The organism is Luteibacter sp. P4_D7_3 (genome assembly GCF_056401735.1).
The window spans coordinates 29,696-43,827 of the sequence record NZ_JBFUIT010000009.1 but is presented as its reverse complement, the minus strand read 5'-3'; the positions used below and the strand labels follow the sequence as shown (position 1 = coordinate 43,827).

The window sequence follows — 14,132 nt, the reverse complement described above, 5'->3', positions numbered from 1 at the left end:
CTCCACTTGTGCGGAACTCGCCTCGAGGGTGGGCACCGAAGGCTCTTCCCATCCCTGAGGTTCGTGTGGGTCGAGCCGAAGCAACGCTGCTTCGGCTGCTGATTCGTCGCCGTCGCCAGACGGTCAACCCTGGCGCGCTGGTCGCGATCGGCCGCGCGAGCTAGCGCAGCGGCGAGGAAGGCGCTCACCGAGCCGGAGCGTCCGTACCAGCACGCCCGCCGTAACGGTCCGCTTGGGCGGCCACATCCACACCAACGGCTCTCCTTCCCGCTGACCGTATCGTCGTGAGAGACCTTGGTGTCCACCCTCGAGGCGAGTTCCGCACAAGTGGAGCGACCGTAGGCCAAATAGATACATGGGCCGCGTGAGCGGCCTTTCCTTTGCGAACGCGGAGGACGTGTCTGAGCCGCGAGGGTGGGCACCAAGGTCTCCCCGCGAGACGCCCAAGTGTACGAAGCGACGGCGAAGGCGAGCCAGGTGCGAGGTGCGAGGTGCGAGATGAACCAAAAAAAAGGCCCGCCAGTGGCGGGCCTTTTGTCTACCAGCGAGCGAACCGCTTACGCGCCCACCGCCGAGTATCCCTTCAATCTTTCAGCAAACTGCTGCAGCGAGCGAATTCCGCTTTGCTCCGCTTCGACAATCCACTGTTGGAGCGACTTCAGCGCCTTATCCGCGCCACGCTCTTCCATCAGCGCCACCAGACGGGCGCGGAACTCGCACACCGTGGTCAGCGTCGGGCGATTGGCCAGCGCGGCATGCATGCGCTCGCGGGCATCGTTGTCCAGCCAGCGGCCGCCATCGGCCAGTGCACGGCGCACGCGACGCGGCACGGCTTTCACGCTGTCCCCCGCCTGACTGACTTCTTCGCGCATGGTCGGCAGGATCACGTTGCGGTAGTAGTCGGTCGTGGCCTGGAAGCGCAGCGCCAGCACACCCTTGAGGGTCTCGGCGTCCGGCAGGTGCACGTTGGGACGGATGTTGAGGGTCGGTGCGACGCGCAGCACCTTGGCGAGGCCCACGGCGCGGAGAGTGCAGATAGCGGCCCAGCCAATGTCGAACTCCCACTTGCGCAGTGCGAACTTCGCCGAGCTCGGGAAAGCATGGTGGTTGTTGTGCAACTCTTCGCCGCCGATCCAGAAACCCCAGGGCGAGATGTTCGTCGCCGTGTCCGAGCTCTCGAAGTTGCGGTAGCCCCACCAATGGCCGATGCCGTTGACGAAGCCCGCGGCCCAGAACGGGATCCAGATCATCTGGATGGCCCAGATCGCCAGGCCGACCACGCCGAACAGCGACACGTTGATGATCGCCATCAAGGTCGGGCCCCAGTACGGGTGGCTGCCGAACAGCTTGCGCTCGAACCAGTCGTCGGGCGTGCCGCGACCGTACTTCTCCATGTCGGCCTTGTTGTAGCTGGCCTCACGGTAGAGGGCGACGCCGTCGAAGAAGACCTTCTTGATCCCGAACACCTGCGGGCTATGCGGATCTTCCTCGGTCTCGACCTTGGCGTGGTGCTTGCGATGGATAGCGACCCACTCGCGCACGACCATGCCCGTCGTCAGCCAGCCCCAGAAACGGAAGAAGCCGTTGAGGGTCCAGTGGAAATCCACGCCGCGATGGGTCGCGCTCCGGTGGTAATACAGGGTCACCGTGAAAATGGTGAGCTGCGTCAGCACGAGCAGATAGACCACCATTTCGCCCCAGCTTGCGCGGGAGAGACCGTTGGCCAGGAAATCGAGCAGGGTGTCGAGCATTTAGTCGGTACCGCGCGGGGAGTGAAGGGAAAGTACAAGTGTATATCGGCAGTCTAACCGCCTGTTTCCATACCCACCAGCACGTTCTTCGGCAAAATGTGAAGCCGGCGGTTGTGGGAAACGGAGCCGTTTGCGCACAATCGCGCCATGAGATTCCTCCCAGCCGTTCAGAAGCCACCCGCCGTGACCGCACGTTGGGCACAGAATCCTGCGAATAGCCCGCCGTTCGGCGACGTAGGCGCATGACCGACCTTCCGCTCCTGAACGTGGCGGGTCTCTCCCGTCGCCGGGCCGGCCGCGCAGCCGTGACCGACCTTTCGTTTTCCCTGAACCGTGGTGAAGTCCTCGGCCTGCTAGGGGTCAATGGCGCCGGGAAATCCACCACGTTGTCGATGCTCGCAGGCGCGCTCCGCCCGGAAGCGGGAAGCATCACCCTGGACGGTCGCGATTTCGTGACGCATCCCGGCATTGCCCGCTCCCTGGTCGGCTGGCTGCCCGAGGCTGCGCCCCTGTGGCCCGAACTGTCAGTGGAGGAACATCTCCTGGCCTTTGCCCGCCTCCGCGGCTTTTCCCGCACGGCGGCCCGAAAGTCTGCCAATGCAATGATCGTCCGCCTCCAGCTGGGCGACATGCGGCGACGCCTTGCAGGGGTTCTCTCCCAGGGCCAGCGGCAGCGCCTCGGCGTGGCCTGCGCCCTGGTCCACGATCCGGCACTGATCATCCTCGACGAACCCGCCAACGCGCTGGACCCTGTTCAGACCGGCGAATTGCGCAAGCTGGTTCGCGAGCGGGCGGCAGCCGGGGCGGCGGTGATCCTTTCGACCCACGTACTCGGTGAAGTCGTCGCTGTGTGCGACCGGGTGGCGATCCTGCACGAGGGACGCCTTCGCCACGACGCGCCGCTCCACGACAAGGCAGGCGGCAAGACGCTGGAAGCCACCTTCTTCGCCATCGCGACGGGAGCAGGCCCATGAGCCTTGGTGCCGTGACCCGACTTGAATTGCGCCGGCTCACCGTGCGCCCTCTGGCCTGGGCGATCGCCGCCCTGACGATTGCCTGGCTTGCCTGGAGCTTCGTTCTCGGCCTCGGCCAGTTCCTCGGCGATCAGGTGAAACTGGCTGGCATGGCGGATGCGCCGGGCTTCACCGATCTGGTCGCCATACCTTTGCTGGCCGAACTGGCCAAGCTGGCCTTCCTGGTCGTTCCGCTGATGACGATGTCGCTGCTGGCCGGCGAACGCCGCACCGGTACGCTTGCGTTGCTCGCCTCGACCGGACTCGCACCGTGGCGGATCGTCCTGGGTAAATACCTTGCCGTCCTCCTCTGGCTGAGTCTCTGGCTCCTGGCCACCCTGGCGATGCCTCTGGTGGTCGGTGCGGAATCCACCGCCGACTGGGGGAAGCTCGCCGCCGCGACGCTCGGGACAGCCCTGCTTCTGGCAACACTCGCCGCCATCGGCGTGGCCTGCTCCGCGGCCACTTCATTTCCGGCCATCTCGGCGGCCATGGCGCTCATCGTGACCCTGGTGTTGTGGACAGTGGATCGTGGTGCGCAGGCTGCCGGTATCAGCGGCGGTTTCCTCGAATGGCTGACCATGGCCACGCATCTGCAGAACCTGCTGCGCGGCCTCGTCGTCTCCAGTGACCTGATCTGGTTCGTACTCGCGATTGCCCTGTCGCTTATCCTCGCCACGCGCCGCCTCGGCGGCGACAGGGAGCGTCAGTAATGCGCCGTCTCGATCGCTGGCTCATCCTGCTGGCCCTGGTCGTCGCGACAGGCTGCCTCGGGTTCCTCAGCTCGCGTCACGTATGGACCGCCGACTGGACGCGAGGCGCGCGTGCGAGCCTCGCGCCCGAGAGCGTTGCCGTACTCGACACGCTGAAGGGGCGCGTCGACGTCGTAGGCTACCTATCGCCCACCGGCCCCTTGCGCGAGCAGGTCGCCGCCGTGATGGAACGCTACACACGCGAAAAGAAGGACCTGACACTCTCGTTCGTCGACCCGGACCTGGATCCCGTCGCGTCGCGCCAGATGGGTATCGCCGGTAACGGTGCCTTGTTCGTGCGCTATGCCGGGCGCGAACAGCGTGTGGAAAGCCCGATCAACGAACGCAACCTTTCCAACGCACTCGAGCGCCTCGCGCGCGGCGGCGAGCGCGTCGTCGCCTTCGTCACCGGCGACGGCGAGCGTCAGGCCGACGGCCAAGCGAACGCCGATCTCGGCACCTTCATGGGCCAGGTGGAACGTCGTGGCATTCGCGCGGTGCCGCTTAATTTCAGCCAGACCCAGGGCGTTCCCGAGCACACCGATCTCGTCGTGCTCGCCAGCCCCACGGCGTCGTTGCCGGCAGGCAGCATCGCGGCGCTGGTCGACTACGTCCGTTCCGGCGGCAACCTCCTCTGGCTGACCGAACCAGGCAATGCGGACCTGGGTACCGGCGCGCTTGCCGATGTCCTCGGCATACGCGTTCTTCCCGGCTTATTGGTCGATGGACAAGGCAGCACGCTCAACGTGAAGGACCCTCGCGTCGTCGCGGTCGGTGACTACCCCTTCCACGCGATCACGCGCGGCTTCCGCGATACCAGCCTGTTTCCGCAAGTCGCCGCGCTGGCCCAGGTATCCGACCACGACTGGGCCGTCGTGCCCTTCCTGCGCTCGGGCGAGCGCAGCTGGACGGCCTTCGATGGCATCGACAACGACAAGCCCTCGACCATCGCCTTCCATCCGGAAACCGGCGAACTCAAAGGTCCGCTGGATTTTGGCTTCGCGCTGAACCGCCTCTCGCCGAGCCCGGCGAAAAGCGAACAGCGTGCCGTCGTCATCGGTGATGGCGATTTCATTTCCAACACCTACCTGGGGAACGGCGGCAATCGCGCCCTCGGCGAGCGGATCGTCGACTGGCTGCTCGGCGACGACGTTCTGGTAGACCTGCCAACGCGCGGCGCGCCTGACCGGGTCATTTCGCTCTCGCAGGACGGGCTCAATGCCATCACCCTAGGCTTTCTGGTCGCCCTGCCCGCTTTGCTCGTAGGCCTCGGCGCGGGCATCGCATGGCGCCGAAGGAGGCGCTGACGTGACGCGACGGATCATTGCCATCGCGGTCCTCGTGCTGCTGCTCGCCGCCGTCGGCTGGCAATGGCATGCCGACAATGCGGAAGCTCAGGAGCACACGCTCACGTCGGTCGATCCCGATGCGGCAACACACATGGCCGTGGCGCTCAAAGGCCTGCCCGATCAACGGTTCGAGCGCAGGAACGGACGCTGGGTGAATCTCGATGCCACGGCCACCGACGAAGGCCGCGCCGAGGAACTGGTCTCGCTGGCGGCGACGCCCGTAGCCGACTGGAAGCCCGCTGGCGATTTCGATCCCGTGAAGATTGGCCTGGCGCCACCGATCGCCGTGCTCACGATCGACGGCACGCGCATCGAATTCGGCGAAATGACCGCCCTGGGAAAGCAACGCTACGCGCGCGTAGGAAAGCGCATCGCCTTCGTCCCGGCACAGGCACTTCCCCGTGCGCCACGCACCCAGGCCTTGCCGACAACCCTGAAGCCGGTGCCATGAGCGCACGTGCTGGCGCTTGCCCGACGACCTGAAACACCCCATCTTCCGGTCATGCCCGAGCTTCCCGAAGTCGAAACCACCCGCCGCGGTATCGCTCCTCACCTTGAGGGACACCGCGTGACCGGTGTCGTGCTGAGGCGTCCGGACCTGCGCTGGCCCATCCCGGCGGAGATATCCACCCTCCTTCCCGGCCAGGTTATCGATGCCGTGGACAGGCGCGCGAAATACCTGCTGCTGCGCACGGAGGTCGGCACGGCCCTGCTTCATCTGGGCATGTCCGGCATGCTGCGCGTACTGCCGGCGGAAACGCCGATCGGCAAGCACGATCACGTCGACATCGCCATGGACACGGGCCGCGTCCTGCGTTTCACCGATCCACGCCGCTTCGGCGCCCTGCTCTGGCAAATGCCAGGCGAAACCCATGAACTGCTCGACGGTATCGGGCCGGAGCCGCTCACCGACGACTTCGACGGTGACCTGCTCTGGAAGCTGTCACGTGGCCGCACCGCCTCGGTGAAGACCTTCCTGATGGATAACGCCGTCGTCGTCGGCGTGGGCAATATCTACGCGAGCGAAGCCTTGTTCGCCGCTGGCATCGATCCGCGCCGCGCCGCAGGAAAGGTGTCGCGCGTGCGCTATGCAAAGCTCGCCGACGAGGTGAAGCGCATCCTTGCCTACGCCATCACGCGCGGTGGCACCACGCTGCGCGACTTTCTCGCCCCCGATGGCGCGCCGGGCTATTTCTTCCAGGAGCTGTTCGTCTATGGACGCACCGGCGAGCCCTGCAAGGTTTGCGGGACGCCGGTCCGTGTCGTGACGCTCGGGCAGCGCGCGTCGTTCTATTGCCCGCGCTGCCAGCGCTAGCCACGCGACCCAAAACGTTTCAGTCGGGCCATCGCATGGCGGCGTGCGAGTTGTTGAACATCGGATCGTTCTCGTCACCCGACAGCTCGACCGTCAGGCCACCCTTCACGCCATCCACTTCCACCGTCTGGTGGTGCTCGAAGTGCGCGCCCAAGGCACCCAGGTCGACAAATCGTTCCGATAGCGCGCCCGCGCGATCGATCTGGTTATCGGGCACGTTGGTCAGGCTGATGTCCGGACGACCGAACTTGCGCATGCCCCGCGTACGGATCCACGAGCGGCCTTTGGTCTCCTCGGGACTGCACAGGATCAGCACGTGATGTCGCGTGGGGGCGCCGCCCTGTACCAGGTAGTGCTCGCGCCAGGTGGCGGCGTCGAAGAGCGAGAGTATCTGCGGATCGACCACGGCCTTGCCACCTATATCGGTCAGCGCCGCCACGACACCCAGGGTGTCGCGCAGATAGTCGAGATGGTCGCTATCGGGAAAACGTCCACGAATGGCAATCACGTGCGGCGCCGCCTTCGCAGCGGCATAGGCTTCCGGGCTGTCTTCCTTCAGCAGTTCACCGAGCGCGCCGGAGAGGGGGTAGCCCTCCCAGCGCGCCAGCACGGCGTTCTGAAAGCGCTGGAGCTCCACGCCGTCAGGAAGGCCAGGGCTACCGTAGCGCGCCGCGGGGATCACGAGATCTTCGGGGAACGCGCCGAACACGAAGAAAAGCAGCACGGCTTCCTCGCTGCTGGGCTGCCAGTGCGGTCGCGGCCATGCGGCGGCGGTATTCGTCGTCTCGGTCACGYGCTTTTTCCTTGGTCTGGGTCGCTTTCGCCGAGCGGCAGCACGGATTGCTGCAGCTCGATACGGCCATCGCCGCCGGTGATGCTCTTGAATTCGGCGCGGCTCACGGAGACATAGCGGTCGTTCCCGCCGATCTCAACCTGCGGGCCCTGGGTCACGGCCCGGCCATGCTCATCCACGCGCACCACCATGGTCGCCTTCTTGCCGGTATGGCAGATGGTCTTGATCTCGTCGAGGTTGTCCGCCCAGGCCAGGAGGTACTTGCTGCCTTCGAAGAGTTCGCCGCGGAAATCCGTGCGCAGGCCATAGGCGAGCACCGGGATACCCAGCTTGTCGACCACGTCGGAGAGCTGCCAGACCTGGGCCTTGCTGAGGAACTGGGCTTCATCCACCAGCACGCAGTGCAGGGGGCCACGGCTGTCGATGTCCCGCTCCGCGATGGTCAGCAGGTTCTCGTCCCCGGCAAATCGCATGGCCCGCGCCTGCAGGCCGATACGTGAAGCGACAATGCCCTCGCCATAGCGATTGTCCAACGCTGGCGTGAGGATGAGCGTACGCATGCCGCGCTCGTGATAATTGTGCGCGCTCTGCAGCAGCGTGGTGGTCTTTCCGGCGTTCATCGCCGAGTAGTAGAAGTAAAGCTTGGCCATGCGGATCGTTCCGGTGCGTGACCGCACATGGTACCGCCAAGCCCCCGACCGCTGGGGGCCGAGGGCCGGTCTCGTGGCCCGTGAGCCTGTTCCGGAACCCCGCCGACGGGTTTCCACCTGCTACCATCCGTGACCTCGTCCGCTGCCCTGTCCGGCCGATCCCCTATGCTCAATCCGCAGCAACACGCGGCTGTCGAATACTGCGACGGCCCCCTCCTCGTGCTGGCCGGCGCCGGCTCCGGCAAGACCCGTGTCATCACGGAAAAAATCTCGCACCTGATCTCGCGCCGACACCTGGCCGCCGAGAAGATCGCCGCGATCACCTTCACCAACAAGGCGGCGAAGGAAATGCGCGAGCGCGTGAGCAAGCTGATTTCAGACGAATCGGCGAAAGCGCTTACCGTCTGCACGTTCCACGCGCTCGGGTTGAAGTTCCTGCAGATCGAGCATGAACGCGCCCAGCTGCGCCGCGGATTCTCCGTGCTCGACGCCGACGACAGCGCCAACATGCTCAAGGAGCTCTCGCCCAAGGGCGTGAAACCCGAAGTGATCCAGGGCATCCGCAACCTGGTGGGCAAGGCGAAGAACGGCGGTCTCACGCCGGAAGAGGCGATGGCCGCGGCACGCAGCCCGCGCGAGATCGAAGCCGCGACGATCTACGACCTCTACCAGCAGCGCCTGGCCGCCTTCAACGCCGTGGATTTCGACGATCTCATCCGTTTGCCCCTGCGCATCCTGGAAACCGACGACGACGCGCGCGCCATCTGGCAGGAACGCCTGCGCTACCTACTGGTGGACGAATACCAGGACACCAACGACGCGCAATACCGCCTGCTCAAGGCGATTGCCGGGCCCAAGGCACGCTTCACCTGCGTGGGCGACGACGATCAAAGCATCTATGCGTGGCGTGGCGCCAACCCGGAAAACATCGACCAGCTCGGGCGCGACTTCACCAACCTGCGCGTGATCAAGCTCGAGCAGAACTACCGTTGCGCCAAGCGCATCCTGCGCGCCGCCAACCAGCTGATCGCGAACAATCCGCACGTCCACGACAAGAAGCTGTGGAGCGACCACGTCGAAGGGCCGCCGATCCGCGTGCTGGAATGCAAGGACAACGACCATGAGGCCGAACGCATCGCCGCGATCGCCTCCAGCCTGCACGAGAAGTACAAGGAAAAGGGCGCGCGGTGGGACGACTTCTGCATCCTGTATCGCGGCAACTTCCAGGCACGCGTGCTGGAAAAGGCGCTGCGCCTGGCCAAGGTGCCGTATCACCTCAGTGGTGCACTGTCCTTTCTCGATCGCGCGGAAGTGAAGGATATCCTCTGCTACCTGCGTCTCCTGACCAACCCCACCGATGATGCTGCCTTCCTTCGCGTGGTCAACGTGCCGAAGCGTGAAATCGGCTCGACATCGCTCGAGAAACTCGGCCAGATGGCGCAGACACGCAATGCCTCGCTGCTCGAGGCGACACGCAGCGATACCGTACTGAAGACGATCTCCTCGCGTCCCGCGTCCGCCCTGGCGAACTTCTCACGCCTGATGGACGAGTTGCGCAGCGACGCCAACCACCTCAGCGCCGCTGATCTGGTCCAGACGATCATCGAGAAGACCGGCTACGGCGCACAGATCGCAGCCTCGACGCCCGATGAAGTGCTGCGCGAGCGCCGTCTGGGCAACCTGCGCGAACTGGCCGACTGGTTCCGTGCCATGAGCAAGGACGGCGGCCGTACCGGCGACATCGCTGCCCAGCTCGCCCTGCTCAGTCATGCCGACCGCGACGATCCGGGCAACGCCCTGCGCATGATGACGTTGCACTCGGCAAAAGGCCTGGAGTTTCGCTTCGTCTTCATCGTCGGCTGCGAAGACGGCACGTTGCCGCACGAAGGCGCGATCGACGAAGGCCGCCTGGACGAGGAGCGACGACTGATGTACGTCGGCATCACGCGCGCCAAGGAGATGCTGACGCTGTCGTTCTCGGCCCGGTCGCGCAAGTACGGCGAGGTTCTCTCGAACGATCCGAGTCGCTTCCTCGAGGAACTGCCGCAGGATGATCTCCACTGGGACGGCAAGGATCCCGAAGCCGATGCCGAAGTGAAGATGGAAACCGCCGCCACCCACATGGCGCGCATCCGCGCCATGCTCGCCGGCGGCACCTGATTCCGCCCCTCAGATCAGCTCTTCGGCCTCGAGCTCGCTCTTCAGGTAGGCATAGTAGATGGGCGCGGCTACCAACCCCCCTAGCCCGAACGCTGCCTCGAACACCAGCATCGCGATGAGCAACTCCCAGGTACGCGCACGGATCTGCCCACCGACGATCTTCGCGTTGAGAAAGTATTCCAGCTTGTGCACCACGATCAGGAAGCCGAGCGCGGCGACACCCACCCACAAGGACACCGACAGGCCGGCAATCGTGATCAATACGTTGGAGATCAGGTTGCCGACCACCGGCAGGAGCCCGACGACAAAGGTAAGGATGACCAGGGTCTTGGCCAGCGGTACGTGGATGCCGAACATCGGCAAGCCAGCCAACAGGAACAATGCGGCGAGCGTAGTGTTGATCGCCGAGATCTTCAGTTGGGCGAAGATGATGTTGTGAAAGGCGTCGGCAAGACGCATCGCCCGGGTCGACAGCTCGAACGACAACGGCCGCGCCGGACGTCCGCCTGAGCCATGCGAAATGGCAACGATGGCGCCGAGCACCAGGCCGATGAGGATGTGCGCAAAGACGCGCGCCGCCGTGGTGCCCATCAACTTCAGATCGCCCGCGTGCTCGTGGGCCCAGCCCATTCCCCGTTCGCGGAAGTCGCCGAAGCTATCCGGCAGGCGTGAGGTGAGCCAGGCCGGTAGCTGCTCGTGGGCCTTGTCGAACAACGGGAGCAGCTTGGCGTCCCAAAGCTCCTGCGGATCACCGATGTCGCGGCGGTAGAAGCCCAGCGCGGCGACGACAATCAGGATGAGTGCTCCAACCACGACGATCGCCACGAAACCGACCGCGATCGGCCGCGCGCGCTCACCGGGGACGACGCGACGAATCAGCGGCGTGAGCGCTTCGACCACCTCGTACACCAGCAGACCGGCCAGCAGGGCCGATACCAGGTGGAGCATGAGCACGCCCCAGAGCGCCAACGCCGCAAGGACGTAGGTGGCGATGCGGATGAGGCGCGAATCGCCCGGCGTACTGACCATGCTGTCACTCCTTGAAGTWGGCGGGATTCCAGCAGGCCGGCGATGAACGCTAGATCAAGCGCTCGGCTTCCAGTTCAGATTTCAGGTACGCGTAGAAGATCGGCGCCGCCACGAGGCCCGGAAGCCCGAAAGCCGCTTCGCAAAGCAACATGGCGACCAGGAGTTCCCAGGCACGCGCCCGGATCTGGCTGCCGACGATGCGGGCATTGAGGAAGTACTCGAGCTTGTGGATGACGACGAGGAAGGCCAGCGCACCGATGCCAACAGACAGCGACACCGACAGGCCGACGATGGTGATCGCCGTGTTGGACAACAGGTTGCCGATCACTGGCAAGAGGCCCACGAGGAAGGTGATCACGATCAGCGTTTTCGTCAGCGGCAGGTGCACGCCGAATAAAGGCAGGATGCAGAGCAGGTAGATGGCGGTGAGGAGGGTGTTGACCAGCGAGATCTTGATCTGGGCAAACACGATGTTGTGGAACGCGTCGGCCAGGCGGGCACTGCGCAGGCTCAGCTCAGCCGCGAACGGGCCGACCTGGTGCGACGGCCGGGTGCGACTCAACGCCACGATCGCACCGAGCACGAGGCCGATGAGAATGTGCACGAGGACTCGCGCCGCTTCTTTGCCTGCAAGCTGCAGGGTCACCGCATTGCTGCGTGCCCAGTCGAGCGCGGTCACGCGCAGCGCGTCCACGCTTTCCGGCAAGCGGGCGACGACCGCCTGGGGCATCTGCTCACGAGCGCGCTCAACCAGGGGCATCAGCTTGTTCTGCCACAGATCTTCGGGATTGCCGATTTCGTTGCGGAAGAAACTGATCCCACCAAGGATGAGCAGGGTCAGTAGGCCGACGACGATGACGGCGACCAGGGCGACGGCGAGCACGCGCGCACGATCGCCTGACAATCGACGACCCATCAGGGGTGCCACGGACACCACCACCTCGTAAACGAGCAAGCCAGCGAGCAGCGCCGGCAGCAGCCGCAGGTAAAGCACGAGGAAAAGACCGAGCCCCATCGCGATGTAGCTGGCGATGCGGATGGCGTGAGTGCGCGGACTGGCGACGTCCATAGAGACCTCGTCGTGAATGAGGCCGCAGTCTGTCAGCACGCAGGGTCGTTGCGCCAGAGGCGTGCGTCCCGTCGTCACGCTGTCGTAAACTCCCCGGACAATCGCCGGCCCACGGGCGACGTTGCCTGTTTCGCAAGGGGTTTTCATGATGAAGTTCGTTCCGGCCGCGTTCGCCGCGGCACTGGTGCTCACCGGTTGCGCAGCCACGCCCCATGCCGGGCCTGCTGCGGCACCCGTCCCGCCCGCACCTGTCGCGGCGCCCGCCATCACCGGCGCCACCGCTGATGACAACCTGAATGCGGTGGCCTGGTCGCAGAACGCCAGTGAGCACGACTTCATTTACCTGCAGACCTTCCGAGATGCGCAGGAGAAAATTCTCAAAGCGAAGCAGGATCCGAACTGGGACGCCCTGCCGAAGGACGACCGCGCGGCTCACCCGTCCCTCAAGGGCCTCAAGCCCGCCGTGGTACTCGACATCGACGAGACGGCGCTCGATAACTCGCCCTACCAGGCACGCCTGATCCGCGCCGGTGGCGAGTTCAATGAAGCCGACTGGGCAGCGTGGTGCAAGGAAGGCATCGCGCGGCCGATGCCCGGTGCCCTCGCCTTCACGAAGTTCGCCGCCGAGCACGGCATCGCCGTGATCTACATTTCCAACCGCGCCAAGGACCTGGACGAAGCGACGCTGGGTAACCTGCGTTCGGCGGGCTTCCCGGTGGCCGGCAAGGAGTCCTTCCTGGGCMTGGGCACCTTCGTCGAAGGTTGCGAGCAGGTGGGTAGCGAGAAGGGCTGCCGTCGCCAGCTGGTCGCGAAGAACTATCGCGTGCTGATGCAATTCGGCGACCAGATCGGCGACTTCGCCAATATTCTGGGTAACAACGCCGACGGCCGCGCCAGGGCCATGGCGCCCTATACGGCCTGGATCGGCGAGCGTTGGTTCGTCCTGCCGAACCCGACCTACGGCAGCTGGGAGACGGCGCTGTTCGACAACGACTTCAGCCTGCCGCGTGGCGAGCGCCGGCAGAAGAAGATCGAGTCACTGCGTACTCAATAAATTCATGCACTTATCCGGGTTAAGTTAAGGCATTGCTTTAGCAATGTTATTTAACTATTATGGCCTCGCCAAAACCCGTGGCGCCAAAAAGCAATGCGGGCAAGGCCATTTCCCTTACCGGCCTCGGGCTGGATAACCCCGTGAGGCGATGAGCCTCCGGGGTTTTTTCTTGTACGCTCCCCGTCCCCGCCTTCCGAAGACGTCGAAGCCCCCATGCGCCGCCTATCGCACCTGGCCTGGATCCTCCTGCTGGCAGTCGCCCTGCTTTCCGCTTGCAACCACAAGCCGAAGGATGCCCCCGGCACGCCCGGCGGCGGCTCCCCCGAAGACGCCATGCGCGATTCGCTGGATCTGCTTCGCGACGRCAAGTTCGACATGTTCTGGCGGCACGCGCTGCCGCCCGCGGACTTTGCCGCGCTGCGCGCCGACTGGGTAAAACGCAATGCGCCCACCGAGCCGCTCGATGACGACGACCGCGCCAAGTTCGAGGCCGGCGTAAAGCGGCTGACCGAGCCGGATGCGGAGAAGAAGCTGTTCGCCGACCTGCGTCCGACCCTGGTCCGCTTCGATCGCGACTATAAGGATCAGATGCCGCTGCTGTCCGGCGTCGGGCAGTCGATGGCACTCACGGCGATCGACCAGGCCAAGGAGCTCACGGCGTCGCAGAAGCGGCAACTGCGCGAAGCCGCGAACGTGGTCGCACCGTGGACGCAGACCGTACCCTGGGGCGATCAGGGCAAGGCGAAGGAGGCGATCGGCATTCTTGTGGACACCGCGCGCAAGGCCAACCTTTCGACCCCCGACGCGCTGCATGCGATGAACTTCGAGCAGTCCATGGCCACCTGGTCGACTGCCTGGCTGGGCTTCAAGCGCCTGTTCGCCGTTTATGGCCTTTCCATCGACAAGAGCTTCGAGTCGATAAGCATCGACACCATCGAGAACAGCGGCGGTTCGGCGCACGTAAAGATCACCTACATCCTGCTGGACAAGCCCATCCAGACCGATGCCACCCTGGTGCTGCTCGACGGCCGCTGGTACGACAGCGACCTGCTGCAAAGCGTCCGCGCGCAACACCTCCAGCTCAACCCGCCCGCGCAACCCGCTCCGTCGGGCAGCGCGCCAGCCCTGCCCGGTACCGCCGCACCGCCGCCGCACAACGATGGCGCACCGGTCGCGGCCGCCCGGCCCCGCTGAAGC

Annotated in this window: 13 protein-coding genes; 8 read left to right on the top strand and 5 right to left on the bottom strand. The window is 65.0% G+C overall.

Annotation, left to right across the window (positions count from 1 at the left end):
* Positions 1-557: 557 nt before the first annotated feature.
* Positions 558-1,751: a DesA family fatty acid desaturase gene (locus AC1DSN_RS02270; protein WP_213948869.1), complete on the bottom strand. Its 1,194-nt coding sequence runs from the start codon at positions 1,749-1,751 to the stop codon at positions 558-560.
* A 242-nt stretch (positions 1,752-1,993) separates the two neighbouring features.
* Between AC1DSN_RS02270 and AC1DSN_RS02265 the strand changes: the two genes are divergently transcribed.
* Genes AC1DSN_RS02265 through mutM form a run of 5 tightly spaced genes read left to right on the top strand, consistent with a single transcriptional unit; the run spans position 1,994 to position 6,180 of the window.
* Positions 1,994-2,725 carry an ABC transporter ATP-binding protein gene (locus AC1DSN_RS02265; RefSeq protein ID WP_477295737.1) on the top strand — a complete coding sequence of 244 codons (732 nt, stop codon included), beginning with the start codon at positions 1,994-1,996 and terminating at the stop codon, positions 2,723-2,725.
* Entirely contained in the window at positions 2,722-3,477 is a 756-nt protein-coding gene (locus tag AC1DSN_RS02260) for an ABC transporter permease (protein ID WP_477295735.1), read from the top strand. Before AC1DSN_RS02265 ends, AC1DSN_RS02260 begins: the two co-directional genes overlap by 4 nt.
* The gene (locus tag AC1DSN_RS02255; RefSeq protein WP_477295733.1) at positions 3,477-4,823 is read left to right on the top strand and encodes a GldG family protein; all 1,347 of its coding nucleotides are present in this window, start codon (positions 3,477-3,479) and stop codon (positions 4,821-4,823) included. The genes AC1DSN_RS02260 and AC1DSN_RS02255 overlap by 1 nt, the downstream gene beginning before the upstream one ends.
* Position 4,824: 1 nt before the next feature.
* Positions 4,825-5,316: a hypothetical protein gene (locus AC1DSN_RS02250; RefSeq protein WP_477295731.1), complete on the top strand. Its 492-nt coding sequence runs from the start codon at positions 4,825-4,827 to the stop codon at positions 5,314-5,316.
* 51 nt (positions 5,317-5,367) lie between these two features.
* On the top strand, positions 5,368-6,180 hold the full coding sequence (gene mutM, locus AC1DSN_RS02245; RefSeq protein WP_477295729.1) for a bifunctional DNA-formamidopyrimidine glycosylase/DNA-(apurinic or apyrimidinic site) lyase: 813 nt from the start codon (positions 5,368-5,370) through the stop codon (positions 6,178-6,180).
* Between the two features lie 19 nt (positions 6,181-6,199).
* On the opposite strand, the gene AC1DSN_RS02240 is transcribed toward mutM, so the two are convergent.
* Together AC1DSN_RS02240 and AC1DSN_RS02235 are read right to left on the bottom strand one after the other, a co-directional pair.
* The gene (locus AC1DSN_RS02240) at positions 6,200-6,973 is read right to left on the bottom strand and encodes a hypothetical protein (RefSeq protein WP_477329431.1); all 774 of its coding nucleotides are present in this window, start codon (positions 6,971-6,973) and stop codon (positions 6,200-6,202) included.
* A complete protein-coding gene (locus AC1DSN_RS02235; protein WP_477329429.1) occupies positions 6,970-7,623 on the bottom strand; it encodes a thymidine kinase in 654 nt (217 codons plus the stop codon). The genes AC1DSN_RS02240 and AC1DSN_RS02235 overlap by 4 nt, the downstream gene beginning before the upstream one ends.
* 165 nt (positions 7,624-7,788) lie before the next feature.
* Here AC1DSN_RS02235 and AC1DSN_RS02230 point away from each other — a divergent pair, with 165 nt between their 5' ends.
* Positions 7,789-9,783 carry a UvrD-helicase domain-containing protein gene (locus tag AC1DSN_RS02230; protein WP_063572073.1) on the top strand — a complete coding sequence of 665 codons (1,995 nt, stop codon included), beginning with the start codon at positions 7,789-7,791 and terminating at the stop codon, positions 9,781-9,783.
* A 9-nt stretch (positions 9,784-9,792) separates the two neighbouring features.
* Here AC1DSN_RS02230 and AC1DSN_RS02225 read toward each other — a convergent pair whose 3' ends face one another.
* Entirely contained in the window at positions 9,793-10,812 is a 1,020-nt protein-coding gene (locus AC1DSN_RS02225; RefSeq protein ID WP_477295724.1) for an AI-2E family transporter, read from the bottom strand.
* 49 nt (positions 10,813-10,861) lie between these two features.
* Complete coding sequence (locus AC1DSN_RS02220; protein ID WP_063572071.1) at positions 10,862-11,881, bottom strand: AI-2E family transporter; 1,020 nt, start codon at positions 11,879-11,881, stop codon at positions 10,862-10,864.
* Between the two features lie 145 nt (positions 11,882-12,026).
* Between AC1DSN_RS02220 and AC1DSN_RS02215 the strand changes: the two genes are divergently transcribed.
* A complete protein-coding gene (locus tag AC1DSN_RS02215; RefSeq protein WP_477329427.1) occupies positions 12,027-12,935 on the top strand; it encodes a 5'-nucleotidase, lipoprotein e(P4) family in 909 nt (302 codons plus the stop codon).
* Between the two features lie 213 nt (positions 12,936-13,148).
* Complete coding sequence (locus AC1DSN_RS02210) at positions 13,149-14,129, top strand: hypothetical protein (protein ID WP_477329425.1); 981 nt, start codon at positions 13,149-13,151, stop codon at positions 14,127-14,129.
* The last annotated feature ends 3 nt before the right edge of the window (positions 14,130-14,132 follow it).